At 61.7% G+C, this 16,739-nt stretch carries 15 protein-coding genes; 10 read left to right on the forward strand and 5 right to left on the reverse strand.

Going from position 1 to position 16,739, the window contains the following annotated elements; all coding sequences use genetic code 11:
- Positions 1–18: 18 nt before the first annotated feature.
- From SB753_RS03205 to SB753_RS03215, 3 genes are all read left to right on the forward strand, one after another.
- Entirely contained in the window at positions 19–1,437 is a 1,419-nt protein-coding gene (locus SB753_RS03205) for an MFS transporter (protein WP_410798924.1), read from the forward strand.
- A 46-nt stretch (positions 1,438–1,483) separates the two neighbouring features.
- On the forward strand, positions 1,484–2,236 hold the full coding sequence (locus tag SB753_RS03210; RefSeq protein WP_410798926.1) for an SDR family oxidoreductase: 753 nt from the start codon (positions 1,484–1,486) through the stop codon (positions 2,234–2,236).
- 148 nt (positions 2,237–2,384) lie between these two features.
- Positions 2,385–2,687: an EthD family reductase gene (locus SB753_RS03215; protein WP_310066666.1), complete on the forward strand. Its 303-nt coding sequence runs from the start codon at positions 2,385–2,387 to the stop codon at positions 2,685–2,687.
- 45 nt (positions 2,688–2,732) lie between these two features.
- Here SB753_RS03215 and SB753_RS03220 read toward each other — a convergent pair whose 3' ends face one another.
- On the reverse strand, positions 2,733–3,482 hold the full coding sequence (locus SB753_RS03220) for a TMEM175 family protein (protein WP_410799610.1): 750 nt from the start codon (positions 3,480–3,482) through the stop codon (positions 2,733–2,735).
- Positions 3,483–3,897: 415 nt separating this feature from the next.
- Positions 3,898–4,533, reverse strand: coding sequence for a TetR/AcrR family transcriptional regulator (locus tag SB753_RS03225; protein ID WP_088173859.1), 636 nt, complete (start codon positions 4,531–4,533; stop codon positions 3,898–3,900).
- A gap of 272 nt (positions 4,534–4,805) precedes the next feature.
- Between SB753_RS03225 and SB753_RS03230 the strand changes: the two genes are divergently transcribed.
- Both SB753_RS03230 and SB753_RS03235 read left to right on the forward strand, forming a co-directional pair.
- On the forward strand, positions 4,806–5,699 hold the full coding sequence (locus SB753_RS03230; protein WP_410798928.1) for an NAD(P)/FAD-dependent oxidoreductase: 894 nt from the start codon (positions 4,806–4,808) through the stop codon (positions 5,697–5,699).
- Positions 5,700–6,124: 425 nt separating this feature from the next.
- Positions 6,125–6,988: a class I SAM-dependent methyltransferase gene (locus SB753_RS03235; protein ID WP_087751122.1), complete on the forward strand. Its 864-nt coding sequence runs from the start codon at positions 6,125–6,127 to the stop codon at positions 6,986–6,988.
- A 295-nt stretch (positions 6,989–7,283) separates the two neighbouring features.
- Here SB753_RS03235 and SB753_RS03240 read toward each other — a convergent pair whose 3' ends face one another.
- Both SB753_RS03240 and SB753_RS03245 read right to left on the reverse strand, forming a co-directional pair.
- Positions 7,284–7,799, reverse strand: a complete 516-nt coding sequence (locus SB753_RS03240; RefSeq protein ID WP_410798930.1) for a GNAT family N-acetyltransferase — start codon at positions 7,797–7,799, stop codon at positions 7,284–7,286.
- A gap of 140 nt (positions 7,800–7,939) precedes the next feature.
- On the reverse strand, positions 7,940–8,908 hold the full coding sequence (locus SB753_RS03245; RefSeq protein WP_410798931.1) for a LysR family transcriptional regulator: 969 nt from the start codon (positions 8,906–8,908) through the stop codon (positions 7,940–7,942).
- An 81-nt stretch (positions 8,909–8,989) separates the two neighbouring features.
- On the opposite strand from SB753_RS03245, the gene SB753_RS03250 reads away from it, so the two are divergent.
- The 5 genes from SB753_RS03250 to SB753_RS03270 all read left to right on the forward strand — a co-directional run bounded on the left by SB753_RS03250 (position 8,990) and on the right by SB753_RS03270 (position 15,487).
- A complete protein-coding gene (locus SB753_RS03250) occupies positions 8,990–10,378 on the forward strand; it encodes a M20 family metallopeptidase (protein ID WP_410798932.1) in 1,389 nt (462 codons plus the stop codon).
- Between the two features lie 26 nt (positions 10,379–10,404).
- Positions 10,405–11,706, forward strand: coding sequence for an MFS transporter (locus tag SB753_RS03255; RefSeq protein WP_410798933.1), 1,302 nt, complete (start codon positions 10,405–10,407; stop codon positions 11,704–11,706).
- A gap of 1 nt (position 11,707) precedes the next feature.
- Positions 11,708–12,841 carry an aminotransferase class V-fold PLP-dependent enzyme gene (locus SB753_RS03260; protein ID WP_410798934.1) on the forward strand — a complete coding sequence of 378 codons (1,134 nt, stop codon included), beginning with the start codon at positions 11,708–11,710 and terminating at the stop codon, positions 12,839–12,841.
- A 128-nt stretch (positions 12,842–12,969) separates the two neighbouring features.
- Complete coding sequence (locus SB753_RS03265) at positions 12,970–14,085, forward strand: cupin domain-containing protein (protein ID WP_410798936.1); 1,116 nt, start codon at positions 12,970–12,972, stop codon at positions 14,083–14,085.
- A 220-nt stretch (positions 14,086–14,305) separates the two neighbouring features.
- Positions 14,306–15,487, forward strand: a complete 1,182-nt coding sequence (locus SB753_RS03270) for a porin (RefSeq protein ID WP_204521645.1) — start codon at positions 14,306–14,308, stop codon at positions 15,485–15,487.
- Between the two features lie 447 nt (positions 15,488–15,934).
- On the opposite strand, the gene SB753_RS03275 is transcribed toward SB753_RS03270, so the two are convergent.
- A complete protein-coding gene (locus SB753_RS03275; protein WP_410798937.1) occupies positions 15,935–16,714 on the reverse strand; it encodes a helix-turn-helix domain-containing protein in 780 nt (259 codons plus the stop codon).
- Between the last annotated feature and the right edge of the window lie 25 nt (positions 16,715–16,739).

Raw genomic sequence — 16,739 nt, forward strand, 5'->3', positions numbered from 1 at the left:
GATCTGGAACCTCAAGATATGAATACCGAAGCCCGGCAGGTTGTTACCACTGGGTCAGCAGCCTCTGACTCCCGGCGCTGGCTCGCCCTGGCCGTGCTGTTGACCGGCACGCTGCTGCCACCTTTGGACTTCTTCATCGTCAACGTGGCGCTACCTACCATACGTACAGGCCTGCAAGCATCTTCAGATGTCTCGCAGCTGGTGATCTCGGTGTACGCCGCGGCCTATGCCGTCACCCTGATCCTGGGCGGTCGCCTCGGTGATCTTTATGGCCGCAAGCGCGTATTCATCGCTGGCATGCTTGGCTTTGGGGTCGCTTCGGCGTGGTGTGGCCTGGCACCTTCGTCGGACATGCTTGTCGTCGGCCGGCTGCTGCAAGGGATCTCCGCAGCGATCATGGCACCGCAATCATTGGCCTCGATACACGCCATCTTCCCGGAAAGAGAAAAGAATCGCGCGTTGAGTCTATACGGCGCTACGTTCGGCCTGGCCTCTGTGGGCGGTCAGCTGCTGGGGGGAATGCTGGTTTCCGCCAGTCCGTGGGGACTGGGGTGGCGCAGCGTATTTTTGATCAACCTGCCGATCATCATCGTTGCCGTTCCAGCTGCAACGATGCTGCTGCGTGAAAGCCGAGCCGAGCGTTCGCCTCGCCTGGACGTGCCAGGGGCGTTGCTGCTGGCGGTTGGCTTGCTGGCGCTCGTGGTTCCGCTTATCGAAGGGCAAGAACACCACTGGCCGTGGTGGTGCATAGCGCCGCTGGTCCTGAGCATGCCCTTGCTATGGGCCTTCTGGCAGTATGAAAAGGCACAGGAGCGCGCCGGCAGAACTCCTCTGGTTCTGCCCTCGCTTCTAGCCGTGCGCAAGTTGCGACAAAGCTTGGCGTCAACGTTCTTCTTCTACGCGCTCGCTGCGTTCTTCCTGGTGTTTGCCGTGTATGAACAGGCCAGCCTGCGTCACGATGCGTTGACGGCCGGCCTGGCCATCGTGCCGCTCGGCATCGGGTTCTTCCTCGGTCCACTGTGCAGCCCGTACATCGCCCGGCGTATCGGCACGCGCACTGCCGCATTTGGCATGGGTCTGGAGGTGCTCGGTCTGATCATGGTCGCAGCGCTGGCTTTCGCCGGTGCGTCGTCCTGGCTTGCGTTGCCCCTGTTTTTGATTGGCGCCGGGCAAGGTATCGCCCTTCCTGCGCTAGTGCGCCTGAACGTAGACCATGTGGAAACACGTTGGGCGGGGCTGGCCTCGGGCCTGGTAAGCGCTACGTTGCAGATCAGCGCTGCAGTAAGCGTCGCCTTGTTCGGCGGTCTATTCATCGCGATCGCGCCTGATGGTGCAAGCGCTCAGGACGTGCAACTGGGCTTTGCGGTGGCTTCATTGGCCATAGGCGCGTCACTGGCACTGGCTGCCGGACTAAGTTGGAGACTCCGGGAATCATGAAGAATCAAGATCGATACGAAATTATCCAAACATAGAAATTCTTGCCATGAACAGTTCCGCCCTTCCTCTCGCCGGCAAGCGCGCGCTTGTGACCGGTGCAGCACGTGGCATCGGCGCGGCCATCGCACTGAAGCTGGCCGAAGACGGCGCCGACGTCGCGATCACCTATGAGAAATCGGCCGCAAAGGCCGAGGCGCTCGCCGCTGAAATCCGCGCCCTGGGCCGCACGGCCGTCGCCATCCAGGCCGATGCCGGCAGCCCGGACGCCACGCAGACCGCGGTCGAACAGGCCGTCGCCGAACTTGGCGGGTTGGACATCCTGGTGAACAACGCTGGTGTCCTCATCGCCGGCCCCTTCTCCGAGCAGTCGCTGGAGGAGATGAATCTGCAGTTGAACGTCAATGTGCGCGGCGTCTTCGTGGCGACCCAGGCTGCGTTGAAGCACCTCCCGAACGGCGGCCGCATCATCACTATCGGCAGCAACGCAGGCCTGTCCGTCCCGTTTCCTGGCATAGCCGTTTATTCGGCCACCAAATCGGCGATGGAGAGCTTCACGCGCGGTCTTGCGCGTGAAGTGGGCCCTCGTGACATCACCGTCAATCTGGTGCGCCCCGGCCCGATCGACACCGACATGAATCCCGCCGACGGCCCGCTCGCGCCTTCCATTCTTCCGAACCTGGGAATTGCCCGCTATGGCAAGACCTGGGAGGTTGCCGAGGCAGTCGCCTTCCTTGCCGGACCTGGTGCCGCTTATGTGACCGGTTCGGGCATTCTCGTCGATGGCGGCATCAGCGCCTGAGTGGATGTCCTGAGAGGACAACTGACCTCCCCGGGCGTTGCACCCACGGCAAAATCTATCAGAGCGTCCAGAAACGCCCCTCCCCCTTCAACGATGGTGGGCCGGGCGACGTTGCCCTTATGACGGTAATGGAGAGAGAGAAAGGCATATGACAAAGATGATCGTGGTCTGCACCGGCGACGCCAACACGAAGTTCGATCGGGATTACTACGCGAATGATCACTTCAACCTGGCGCGCTCATGCTGGGAAGAGTACGGGATGCAATCTGCGGAGGCGTTTTTTCCTTACGCTGAAGCCGATGGCTGGAAATCCATTGGCGTCTACACCTTTTCCTCGGAACAAGGCGTCCATGACGCGCTGGCGAGCCCTAAAACACAGCAAGTCATGGACGATGTGAAGAACTTCACCGACGCGCAAGTCGTGTTGCGGAGCCTGTTCACGGCGTTCTGAGCCGCATCGCAGCGTCAATGTTTTTGGATTCACCTCGCGCAATAGCTACTTGTTCAATTTCTCAGCCTCGCTCGGCTCCTCTCTGGGCTTGTAGCGCGGCGTGGGCTGTGGCAGCAGAAAGAAGGCGACGCACAGCAGTGCAATGGCGACTCCGATGCGCGACGCCGCGATGACGACGGGAATTGCAGCGATCTGGAGCAACGTCGCGACGCCGTAGCGACGTGTCATCTGCTGGAGGAAATCGGGCGCGAGCCGTTCGTCCATCAGCCGGCGGCCTGGCATTGCGTAGAACCACTTCGCCATCCACGTGCAGGCGGTCAGGGCAAGACCGGCAACAAGGGTCACTGACGCGACGGGCTCGAAACCCGTGCCGAGGTGGAAGCACCAGACGCGGATTGGATAAGGAATGACGACGATCGCCAGCAGGAACAGGAGGTTGATCACGCCGAACCAGTGATCACTCTTGGCGTAAATGCGACCCGAATAATGGTGTTGCAGCCAGTACGCCCCAATCACGACGTAGCACAGAATGAGCGCGAGAAATTCGCGCCACTGCTCCGCCATGGCGCGTGCCAGGTCGCTGTAGCCATGCGTGCCTTCGGGAGATCCGGGGACCTTGATCTCGACGATCAGCAGGGTCAGCGCGATTGCGAAAACCGCGTCGCTGAAACCCTCGAAGCGGTCAAGTCCGCGCTCGGCACCATGCGTTTGCGCGTCGGCAGGTTGGTTACGTCTATTACGTAGCATCACGTGAGTCCTTTCGCGCAAGCCGGACTGCTCCTCCCGGCACAGCACGCACAATCCTCGTTGGACTGTCTGGATTACATCCTGTCATGGGAAGTTGCAGAGGAAGCGTTCGAATTGTCTGCGACCTGGTATGAGCGCTTTTGGCCGGTTGCCTAAGGTCTCCATGCAAGCGCCGCGCGTCCTCATGTAACTGGGCTAGAACTTGCGGACCCACCCATTGCAGCTGGTCGAGCAGTCTCCGTTCTAAGGGTAGGTATCGGAGTGGAACGGTCATTCAGGGCCGTCGCCTGGAGGACAAATCATCGGCCTCTGCCGACGCTCAGATCGGTGATTTGGCGGGGAGGCTTACGCCTCGCAAGGATGACGTCTTTCGCCCACGAATTGCTCTCGAACCAATCAGCTTGTCATTCAACGGATCGAAACAACTGCTGCGGGTTCTTCATCAAGCCACGATAGCGCACCTTCAGATGCCACCGTGCGCGGCTATGAACATGGCGACGGCCGACCGGCAATAGGATTCGATTTCGTTGTCGTCCGCTGCTCTCACCGGATCGAAGCGTGCGACCATCAGAAGATCGGATCCTTTGAAAAGCGCGGCAAACAAGCGGGCCGACCGGAGAGGATCGGGCACGTTCAGAAGCGCCTTCGCGTGCAATTGACGCAACAGGGCCTCGATCTGGGCGATGACATGGGCGGGGCCAGCTTCGTAATGGAGCTTGCTTAACGAGTTTTGATTCGTCTTGTCGGCCATGACCATGGCCTCGACACTGCGAACATCTGATCTCAACAGCGTGCGAAGCAGTGATGATCCCACCGCCATGAGCTGATCTTCGACCGAACCGTCGACGCCTTCAAGAAGGACCTGAGGTGCAAACAGCTGATGGCAGCCGGCCGCGATGGCCGCGCTGAACAGCGCTTCCTTGTTCTCGAAGTGCCGATAGATGCTGAGCTTGGATATCTTCGCCCGCTGGGCGACCTTGTCCAACGTCGTCGCTTGAAAACCCAATTCCACAAACAGTTCGCTCGCTGCGTCAACGATCGTTTGGGCAAGCGCCTCATTGGCGGGCCGGCCACGTCGGGCCTGTTTATTTTCGGTCACGACAATTCCAGTACTTGACAGTATCTCAATTATTTAATTACGATACCACGCAGTATCTTGAATGCGCAAGCCAATGGTTGGCGTCCTCCGAAGAGGTTTTCCCAAAGGGCGCCCGGTGATATCGAAGCGGCAATGGCCCGCCGGTCCACAGTGATGGGCGACCTTCTCCTCGACGCCGAAGCCCTGCTCGCTGCCCATCTTGACCGCGGATCGCTGGACGATATTGCGCACCAGGCCCAGCCCCCTCCATCCACAACACGGAGCCCATCACCATGAATGACGTCATCATCATCGGCGGCAGCTTTGCCGGCCTCGCGGCCGCCCTGCAACTCGGCCGTGCCCGCCGCAACGTCACCGTTCTTGACACCGGCCGTCCGCGCAACCGCTTTGCTAGTCACTCCCATGGCCTCTTCGGCCACGATCACAAGCCGCCACTGGACATACTGCTCGAGGCGCGGCAGCAACTTGCGCGCTATCCAACGATCAGGCTGGTCAATGCCCGTGCCGAGAGCGTGTCTGGCGCCATCGACGATTTCTGCGTGGTCACTGATGATAGCGAAAGGCTAGGGGCGCGCCGTCTGATCCTGAGCTATGGCGTCGCCGACCAGATGCCTGATGTTCCGGGCTTTGCCGAAAGCTGGGGCACGTCCATCGTGCCCTGCCCCTACTGCGATGGCTTTGAAGTCGCCAGCCAGCATTGGGGCCTCGTTTGGTCCGGCCCGCAGTCGCACCAGTCTGTCAGGCTGTTCCACGATTGGACCGACAAGTTGACTGTATTCTCCGATGGTCACGACATTCCATCCGATATCCAGGCCGATCTGGCGCGCCGCAAGATACCTGTCGTCGATGGCCGGATCGTCGAGATCGCCCATCACGAGGGCCATATCGCCACCGTCAATCTCGATACAGGCCGCAATGTTGCGGTCGACGTCCTGTTCGCCCATCCGCGTAACAAGCCGTCCGCGATACTGCATGAATCACTAGGCCTCGCCACGTTGGATACGCCCCTCGGCATCGTTCTCAAGGTCGACGAGCGCCGCCAAACCAGCACGCCCGGCATCTACGCCGCCGGCGACCTCGCAACGCCCTTCTTGCCCTCGGTCACCCAGGCGTCATCGCAGGGCGCGATGGCGGGCATCTTCGCCCAGCAGTCGATGCTGGTTTGAGAGGAAGGTGCGCACCATGGTCCGCCAGGATGCCGGCCGGGCAGAATCGCTGAGAGCACTTGGTGCAGACCTCGCCAATCGCCGCCCACAATGTTGCGCGGTGCGTGACAGAGGTGTTGGCGAATCCCGGGTCTCACCTTGGAAAGGCTTACGAGCTGACCGGTCCCCGTGCGGAGACTCTTCGCGAGGTCGCCGAAGATTTCACAAGAGTCTTGGGGCGTCCAATCACCTACATGGACATCCCGTTGGAACCGTGGCTGGAGAGTTTGCGGTCCATTGGCGCATCCGCACACGTGGTCGCGCACCTGGAGTCGATGGCACTGCGGCACCCAGTGACCAGGTAGCTGGAGGCGGGATCGCTGGAAACGATGCGCACTTTGGGATCGGATGGCTCAGCTAAGAACGAATCAGCCCAAGGAGATGACATGGCAGAGCAAAATGCTTATCAGGTCGCCGACTGGAATGGTCAAAGCGGGAAGCGTTGGGTCGCCAACCAGGCCCGGCTCGACGCTATGGCGTCGGTGTTCGGCCAAGCCGCGATCGAAGCCGCCGCGCCCGTCACGGGCGAACGCGTGCTGGACGTCGGCTGCGGCGCGGGCGCGTCGAGTCTGGCACTGGCCGCTCGCGTCGGCCCGGAGGGCCAAGTGCTGGGCGTGGACATATCCGAACCGCTGATCGGCCGGGCGCGCGCGCTTGCGCCACAGGGTACGTCGGCCCTGTTCCAGGTGGCGGACGCCAGCAGCGCCGAGCTGCCCGAGGGTGCGTTCGACATTCTGTTCTCACGTTTCGGCGTGATGTTCTTCGACGATCCGACAGCGGCGTTCGCCCATATGCGACGCGCGCTGCGGCCGGGCGGCCGGGTCGCTTTCGTCTGCTGGCGCGGCGCGGCCGAGAACGCTTGGGTGCGCCTGCCGATGGGCGCGATCAAGGGCATCCTGCCGTCGAGCGCGCCGCCCGATCCCGAAGCGCCCGGCCCATTTTCGTTCGGCGACCGGGGGCGGGTGTCGCGCATCCTGACGGCAGCCGGCTTCACCGATATCGCCATCGCGCCCTTCGATGCTTCCGTCCCGTTTGGCGAGGGCGGGACGCGGGACGCTGCGATTGACGACGCGGTGAAGATGACGCTCGAGGTCGGCCCGCTGTCGCGCGTGCTCGCTGATCAGCCCGACGACATCCGCGCCCGCGCGTCGGCCGCAGTTCGTGCCGCCTTCGCGGGCCTCCCCGGTGAGCGGTCGGTGATGATCGACGGCGCGGCGTGGATCGTCACGGCACGCAATCCGGCAAGCTGACAGGGACTATCAGGGGAGACGCCCCTGCGCGGTGGAGCTAGGCGCCGTTGGCCGCAGAGATTGATGTGCCTTCTGGCCGATGAACGAGCACTCGCCTTGTGACAATCAGATGGCCCGTTGCGAAGCAGAGCCGACGCGTAAGCGGCCTACAGGCGGCGCATGTGAGCAGCAGTTTGTGGCCGAAATGCGAAGAAGACCCGATCTGTCGAAAGATCGAACTGCAATCCATCCCGACGCCGAGGTCTTACGCGTGCCGTTTCGGGTGGTGCCGATCTCAGTGCGGCATGGACGGCCCTTACAGCTGGGTCTGTGACCGCGATACAACCGCGCCTGTTTCTATAAAGTTGAATGGAGCCTTGCTGCTTGCCTTTCGCTCCGCCGGTTGACGAGCATAGTAGATGTCCCATTCGTCTTCACTAGTATGTACGAAGCCGTGCCGTCTGTAAAAGCGGTTCGAATCACTGCCGCGCAAGGCGCCGAGACGGACTGGCATGCCTTGCCCGTCCGCGCTCGTGAAGACGTCGCGTAGGACGGTCGCGCCGATACCCTGTCCCTGGTGCTCCGGCAGAATATAAAAGTGATCGAGTGACCAGTGGTCTACTTGCGGGCGAATGACAATGAAGCCAGAGCGAACACCATTGACCTCGATGAATCGACACAACGCAGGATCGAACGACGTTAGAAACCGCTCCCGCGCGCGCTGCGGGTCGAAACGACCGACACGCTCCAGGCTCTCACGCATCGCAGCGATACGAATGGCAACGAGTGTTTCGGCATCGGACTGCGTCGTAAGGGGATAGGCGATGTTCATTGAAGGCGGCTTCCGGAAAACGGTCATGCGGCGCTGCCAATAATAATGCCGCGAATCGGGAGTTCAGACGAATTTTCGCCGGCCCTAACGGCTCGACGACCGCGACTCGGAACAAGGGCAAGCCTCGGCCAAACCACAGATCACGCCTGCTTCAGATCACCGATGATCCATTCAAGACACGATGACGCAAGATCGTCCAGGCTGCGGCCCGCAAGCGTCAGCACCTGGAGACGGCGCTGCGTCAGCAGCGGGTTATCGAATGGAATCGCCTTCATGCGGTCCACGCCAAGCCGCTTCGCGACGGACACATATCCCGACGGCATGATCGCCTCCGGTACCACCAGCGCGAAACGGTACAGCGCCGCGACGTAGCGGCTCGTCATCATCGGCACGATTTCAATGTTCTCGACATTGCACGCGATGTCGAAGAGCTGGCGGTTGGTCGTGCCCTTGTCCTGCAGCACCACGGGATATGCCGTCAGATCCTTCAGCGCGACCTTCGCCTTGCTCGCGAGCGGATGCGTCTCGTGCATCAGCGCCATGACCGGCGCGCGCTGCGTGTACTGCACGGTGACGCCCGGCTCTGGCTTGAAGTTGAACGCGAGCGCGAGTGACGCCTCGCCCGACAGCAGCAACTGACTCGCCCGCTCGGACGACACAACTTCGAGCTGAATCACGATGTCCGGATGCGCACGGCAAAACGCGCCCAGCGACACGGGCAGAAAGTCGAACGCGAAGCCTTCGGTACACGCAATGATCAGCGTGCGCGCGCGCCGCCGTTCATCGCCCTGGATTTCGTCGAAGACCGCTTGCGCGTCGGATAGCGTTCGTTGCGCGTGGCGCAGCAACAGACGCCCGGCTTGCGAAGGGACCATGCCGCGCGCATGGCGCTCGAAGAGCGGCACGCCGATATCGCCTTCGAGCTTGGCGATATGCCGGCTCAACGCGGACACGGTCAGCCCGAGCTTTTCGGTCGCCGACGTCAGCGAACCGGCCTGAGCGACGACCGAGAAATAGTAAAGCGACGGCTCCAGCAGCTTGCGCATAGCAATCACGATCAGGTGGACGAGCGTGCGCTCAGTGTGACTCAAGGTTTGAGTAAAACGCAAATGTACCTTGTTTGATTGCGAATACACGGATGCTCGCGCGGCGCTAATCTGGTGTCACCGGCCTTACTTCGACTCCACGACATGTCCCGAAACAGCGCTCTCGCTCTCGCCCAATCGCACTTTGACAGCGGCGAGTTCCTCGTCACCTTGAGCCGGCGCGTCGCGCTCGCCACCGAAAGCCAGCGCGCCGACGCAGCGCCCGTGCTGCGTCGGTATCTTCGCGAAGAAATCGAAGCCTCACTGTCATCTCTCGGATTCACCTGTGAGATCGTGGAAAACCCTGTGGCAGGCATGCCCCCGTTTCTCGTCGGCGAGCGCATCGAATCGTCGTCGCGTCCCACGGTACTGCTATACGGCCACGGCGATGTGATCGACGGCGACGCCGTCAACTGGACGCAAGCGCGTTCGCCCTGGCGCGTGAGCGTCGAAGGCGAGCGCTGGTACGGACGCGGCATCGCCGACAACAAGGCGCAACATTCCATCAATCTCGCCGCGCTTGCGGCAGTGTTCGCGGAACGCGGCGAGCTTGGCTTCAACGCGAAGATCGTCTTCGAAATGGGCGAGGAAGTCGGCTCGCCCGGACTCGACGCGCTTTGCGGCTTGTTGCGCGAACGCCTCGCAGCGGACCTGCTGATTGCATCGGACGGGCCGCGTCAGCGCGCCACATCGCCCACGATGTTTCTCGGCTCGCGCGGCGCCCTGCACTTCCGGCTGCGTATCGCCAATGTGTTCGGCGCGCGTCACTCCGGCAACTGGGGCGGCGTGCTCGCCAATCCCGCGACGGTGCTCGCCAACGCTATCGCGAGTCTCGTCGACGGTCACGGCCGCATTCGCATCAATGGTCTGCTGCCGCCAGCGATCCCGCCGCAGGTGCGCGAACGCGTTGCCGGTCTGGAAATCGGCACCGACGAAGGCGATCCGCCGTTGTCATCGAACTGGGGCGAGCCGGGTCTCACGCCTGCCGAGCGCGTCTTCGCATGGAACACACTCGAAGTGCTCGCGATGCAGTCCGGCAACGTCGCAAACGCGGTGAGCGCGATCCCGGCCGCGGCGGAAGCTGTCTGCCAGTTGCGTTTCGTCGTCGGCACCGAGTGGAAGCGCGCGAAGGAGCTCATCGAAGCGCATTTCGCGCGCGAAGGCTTCGAGGGCATCGCTGTGACCATCGAGGCATCGGGCGCGGCCACGCGGCTCGATCCGAACGATCCGTGGGTCGCATTCACGGAGGGTTCGATCGAGGCATCGACGGGCAAGCGCGTGACCTTGCTGCCGAATCTCGGCGGCACCATCCCGAATGAATGCTTCGCCGACACGCTCGGCCTGCCGACGATCTGGATTCCGCACTCCTATCCGGGCTGCCGTCAGCATGCACCCGACGAACATGTGCTCGCGCCGGTCATGCGTGAGGCTTTGCAACTGATGACCGGCGTGTTCTGGGATCTCGGCGAAACCGACGCGCCGCACGCTCGCTAACCGTCCCTTTAATGGAACCCCAAGACATGGATTCGACTGTCATCGAGGAAAGCCCGCCGAAGGTTGGCGCGACACCCATGCGGCGCCTTATCGTCGCGACGAGCATCGGCAATGCGCTCGAATGGTTCGACTTCGCCGCGTACGGTTTTTTCGCCGTCACGTTGTCGAAACTGTTTTTTCCCGCGCACGACGAGACCGTTTCGCTGCTGATGACGTTCGGCACCTTTGGTCTTTCGTATGTGTTTCGCCCGCTCGGCGCGCTCATGCTCGGGCGCTATGCGGACCGTCGCGGACGCAAGGCGGCGCTGCTCATGGCGCTCGGGCTGACTACCATCGGCACGCTCATCTGCGCGGTCATTCCGACATACGCGCAAATCGGCGTTGCCGCGCCCATCGGCCTGATGACGGCGCGCATCCTTATTTCGTTCTCGACGGGCGGTGAATTCGGCAGCGGCACCGCGCTCATGATCGAGCAGAAGAGCAAGAGCAAAGCGTTCCTCGGGAGCTGGCAGTTTTCGAGTCAGGGCATGAGCACCGTGCTCGCGTCTTGCGCGGGGCTCGTGCTCAGCACGCAGTTGTCGCCGGAGCAGATCGAATCGTGGGGTTGGCGCGCGCCATTTATCTTCGGCTTGCTGGTCGCGCCAGTGGGACTGTATATCCGCAAGCATATCGACGATACGCTGCCCGCGCATACGCCCGACGTGAATGCCGCCGCGCGCAATGCGCCCGTGCGCGAACTGCTCGCGCACAGCAAAGGCCGCATCCTGCTCGCCGCAGGCATCATGGCCGTATCGACCGCCGCGAGCTATCTGATGATTCTGTATATGCCGACGTACGCGGTGAAGCAGTTGCATCTGCCGGCATCCACGGGCTTCGCCTCGACGGTCGTCACCGGCATGATCCTGATGCTGTTCACGCCGCTGATGGGCCATCTCGCCGATCGCTACGGACGCAGCCGCATGATGGTCGTCTCCGCGCTCGTCACGCTGCTCACGATCTACCCGTGCTTCGCGTGGCTGCTGGCCAGTCCGTCCCTGACCGTGCTGATGACGATCATGGTGCTCGCGGGAGCATTGAAGGCGATCTATTTCGGGCCGCTCGCCGCCGTGCTGTCGTCGCTCTTTCCGACTCACATCCGCAGCACGGGTCTCGGCTTCAGCTACAACATCGGCGTGATGGTGTTCGGCGGCTTCACGCCGTGGCTCGTGACCGCGATGATCGGCGTGACGCACGATCCGCTCTCTCCCGCGTTCTATCTGATGGCGTGCGCCGTGCTGAGCCTCGGCTGCATCGCGGTCTATCACTTCAAGCTCGTCAAGCACATCTAACATGAATACTCGTAACGACGATTTCAGCGGCTGGTTGATGTATCACTCCGTCGGCGTGTATCCGGGACATCGCGAAGCGATGACCGACTCGCTCGCCCGCTTCGCAACGAACTGGTGCGCGCCTGACGACACGCGCTGGGACGAAGCGCTCGCCGCGCGCGGCCGTCTGCTCGCGGACTGGGCGACGATGATCGGTGCACGCGAGGCCGATGTGTTCGGCGCGCAAAACGTGACCGATTGCTTCGCGCGCTTTCTCGACGGTCTCGCCGACGACGTGCTGCGCGATCGCACCGTGCTCGTCGCCGCTGATTGCTTTCCGAGCCTGCATTTCCTGCTGTCGGGTCTCGCCGCCCGCCGCGGCTTCACGCTGTGCACCGTGCCCGTGCGCGATGGCGAAGACTACGTGCGCGACGAGGACTTCATCGAGGCATGGACCAGCGATGTCGCAGTTGCGCTCGTCACGTGGATATCGTCGCTCACGTCGAAGCGCGTTAACCTCTCCGCGATGTGCGAGCAGGCCCGCCGCCGCGGCAGCCTCGCCGCGCTCGACGTGACGCAAGGCATTGGCATCCTGCCGTTCGATCTGAACGACACACCGTTCGACTTTGTCTGCGGCTCGACGCTCAAATGGCTGTGCGGCGCACCGGGCACGGGCCTCGGCTACATCGCGCCGCATGCGCTCGCGCTCGGCGTCGAGCCTGCGGTGCGCGGCTGGTTCAGTCAGCAGAATCCGTTCAACTGGAACATCGACGCATTCTCGTACGCATCGGATGCACGCCGCTTCGACACGGGCACGCCTTCCGTGCTGCCGTTCGTCGCATCGCAGCCGGGCATGTCGTGGATGCTGGCGCAACCGGCGGGAAGCGTGCGCGCGCACAACCTCGCGCTGTGCCACGAACTCATCGCGATGCTCGACGACAAGCGTTATCGCCTGCTCTCTCCGCGAGCCGATGACGAACGCGGTGCGAGCATCATGGCCGAAGCGCCCGCGCATCTCGATGCCGCGAGCATCGTCGTGCAACTGAAGGAAGCGGGCCTCTTCGTCGATTCGCGCAGCCGCACGTTGCGCTTTTCGCCGGGTGTCTGCACGACCCGCGCAGGACTTGCGAGACTGGCGCAATGTCTGCCGCGATGAAGCGTCAGGGCTCGCGCATTCTTTCCAGCGCGCCGCGACGCATCGGCATCGCTTGTGTGCTGACGGGACCGCCGTCGCGCGCGTAAATGACGCGCCGCCGCTTCCCTTTCACCGCTTATGCGAATCCCATGAACACATCTTCCATGACGTCTGATGCGCCTATCGCGGGCGTACAAGGCTTTATCGTGCCGATGCATTGCACCGACCTTCCCGCCACGATGCAGTTCTTCATCGCTCGGCTCGGTTTTCGGCTCGATGCGATCTTTCCCGCAGATGGCCCGCGCAACGCAATACTTTCGCGCGATGGCTTCCGCCTGAGGCTCGGCCTCGATGTGCGCAATGGCATCGATACGCTGAACGTGCTCTGCGACGACCCCGCGCAATTGCCAGGTGAGATATCCGAACTCGTCGCACCCAACGGCGTCGTCGTGCGACTCATGCACGCGAATCCGCCGATGATGCTGCCGCCCACGCGCCAGCAACTCGTGCTGTCGCATGCAGGCAGCGACGCACACTGGAGCGTCGGGCGCGCGGGCATGCGTTATCGCGATCTGCTGCCTGAGCGGCACGGCGGCGCGTTCATTGCATCGCATATCCGCATACTCGAAGGCGGGCCCGTGCCCGATTACGTGCACTTTCATAAGATCCGCTTTCAGACGATTTTCTGCCGCAAGGGCTGGGTGCGTCTCGTGTACGAAGGACAAGGCGAACCGTTCATTCTCGAAGCGGGCGATTGCGTGTTGCAGCCGCCCGAGATCCGGCATCGCGTGCTCGAAAGCTCGGCGGGTGCGGAAGTGATTGAGCTCGGCAGTCCCGCCGAACACATCACGATGGCCGAGCACGACATGACCTTGCCGAACGGCGTCTACGATCCCGACTATGAATTCAACGGCCAGCGTTTCGTGCGGCATGTCGCCAAAAATGCATCGTGGAAACCGTGGAAATCGCCGGGATTCGTCGTTGCAGATACAGGCATCGGGGCGGCTACCGATGGCCTCGCCGGCGTGCGCGTCGTGCGTCCTCTGGGCGATGGACAGCAAGCCTCGCGCATGCACGACACCGAGTTCTGCTTCTTCTTCGTGCTCGCGGGCAGTTTAGATGTCGCGCAGGGGAAGCAGCACTGGCGCCTCACGGCCGACGACAGCATCGCAATTCCGGGCAACCTGCCCTACACATTCACGCAGTGCAGCGCCGATCTCGAACTGCTGGAAGTCACCTTGCCCGCCGACTTCTCGCTCGCCTGAAGAATCACTACGCTGCTCATCAACAACGCGCGCGTGAACCGCGCGACGAACCGGCTCGGACGTCGCGCTTCTTCTCGTGCGTGATAGAGCGTTGCGAATCTCGCAAACCCTGCTTGATTGATTGCGAATACTCGATCGATAGCGAGCCGGTAATGTTGCATCAGGAGCCACCGACATATCCGCTCCGCACGCGATGAATTCCCACTTAAATTACTTCGTCATGCCAATGAATACTAAAATCTTCTCGGCTTCCGTGCTACTCGCGGTCTGCGGCGCTGCTCATGCCGATGTCAGCTCCGTGACACTGTACGGGCTCATCGATTACGGTGTGAACTACCAGAGCAACAGCGCCGGCGGTCGCATCATCGGCGGTGCCAGCGGCATCATGCAAGGCTCGCGCTGGGGCTTCAAGGGCGTCGAGGATCTGGGCGGCGGTCTGTCGGCGATCTTTCAGCTGGAGAACGGTTTCGATCTTGGCAAAGGCACTGCATTGCAGGGCGGCACGCTCTTCGGGCGGCAAGCGTATGTCGGGTTGTCGAGCAACGCGTATGGCACGCTCACGCTCGGACGTCAGTACGATTCGCTCGTCACCTTCGTCGAATCGCGCATGAACTCAGCGAATTATGGCGGCGGCACGACTGCGCATCCGGGCGATCTCGACAACCTCAACAACAGCAAGCGCGTGAACAACTCGGTGAAGTATGCGAGCCCGAATTTCGGCGGCTTCACCGTGGGTGGCGTATATGGCTTCGGCGGACAGGCGGGCGATTTGACACGCAACCAGATCTGGTCCGTTGGCGCCGGTTACGACTACGGCAACTTCTCGGCGGGCGCGGCGTATATGAACGTGCGCAACCCGAACCAGTCGTTTTTCACAAGCACGCCGACCAACGTGCCGGGCGCAAATCTCAACAACATGACCGCGAGCCCGGTCTATAGCGGCTATGCGTCGGCGCACTCGTATCAGGCGATAGCGGCAGCCGGTCGCTATACGCTCGGTCCGGCGACTTTCGGGCTCGTCTACAGCAACGTGCAGTTCAAGGATCTCGGCGATACGTCGTCCGGCTCCAATCCGCTCCGGCTGACGGGCACCGCAAAATTCAATACCGGTGAATTCAACCTCACATATTTCTGGACGCCCGCACTGGCGAGCGAGTTCGTCTACAGCTATACACACGGTTCGGGTGTCGGCACGATTGGCTCATCGAGCTACAACACGCTTTCTTTGTCGCTCGACTACTACCTTTCGAAACGCACGGACGTCTATGTGATCGGCAGCACCCAGTTCGCGAGCGGAACCGATTCGACCGGCCGTGCGGCGCGCGCGACGCTCAATGCTCTGACGGCTTCATCGACGGACCGGCAGACATTCGTGCAATTGGGCATTCGGCACAAGTTCTGATGCCGTGCAATCGGAAATGGGCCCGTTGCTCAATTCAGCGAATTTACCGTCTGAGAGCGGAAGGACCGGCGATCCAGGCAAGACGTAGTCCCGCGAGCGAATGCGTCTTCGACATATTGCCCGTGCCGATGCCGCGCTCGTAGAGGTCGGCCATCGACGCGCGCCCAAGAGAATATGCTTGCCCGTCGTGCATTCCCGCGTTCGCGTTTGCGCTCCGTCATCGAGCCGTCGTATGGCGTAGTCATGCAGACCCAGCGGCTGCAGACATCGACAAGCGGTGAAATGCTCGATGTGAGACTCGAACGCTGCGCTAAAACAATAGCCGCATTTCAGGTCGCCCGAGGCCGTTCACCGTTGAAGGATCATTCCCCAACCTTTCGTCTGCTCCCATGGGTTTTGCGGCGACGCTTCAACAACGACGAAACGGTATCTGGACTTCACTGCTTTTCAATGCTTACCGACCGACGTCGTCGCCGGTTGCAGCAACGAGCGATATTGGGTCGGCGTAATCCCCACCGTCGTCTTGAATTGACGCGTGAATGCACTGTGATCGGTGTAGCCGCAACGCGTCGCAATGTCGGTGATGTTAAGGTCACCCGCGAGCAATTGCGAAGCTGCATCCAGCCGCGTTTTCAGCAGCATCTGTCGAGGCGTAAGGTGAAACACTCTGAAGAAATAGCGCTCGACCTGCGCAACTGACATGTCGATAAGTGCTGCAAGATCCGCTAACTTCAGCGGATGCGCGTAATGATCCTGAATGTGCTTTACTGCAATCGCAACACGTTGATACGAGGGATGTGTACTTGCAGCCGCTCGAAGATCGCGCGAGATACCTGCGACGCCCAGGACGCGTCCCTTTATATCGCGCAGCGGTACTTTCGAGGTAAGGCACCAACCGGGCTGGCGACCTGGATAGAGATGCAGTTCAAGTTGATCGACCAGCCGGTTGTTATCTCGCACAACCGCTTTGTCCTGTTCCATATAGATGCGGCCAAAGCGCGAAGGAAATGCTTCTGCTGCTGCCTTCCCCAGCAATGACTGCCGGTCCTTGTAACCGCAGCGGGCCGCGAGGGTCGCATTGGCGATCACATACCGTGCCTCGTGATCCTTTACGAAAAAAACCACATCGGGCATGGCATCGAAGAGCGGCACGAGCAGCGCGTAATGCGCCACCATCTGCTGCAGGGTCGTGTTTCCAGTGACAGCGGAAAGGAGCAGTTGGTTCATGGCTAAGTGTTGCGGATCAGGATTG

Source organism: Paraburkholderia sp. SIMBA_053 (assembly GCF_046534895.1).
In the GTDB taxonomy this organism is placed as follows: domain Bacteria; phylum Pseudomonadota; class Gammaproteobacteria; order Burkholderiales; family Burkholderiaceae; genus Paraburkholderia; species Paraburkholderia caledonica.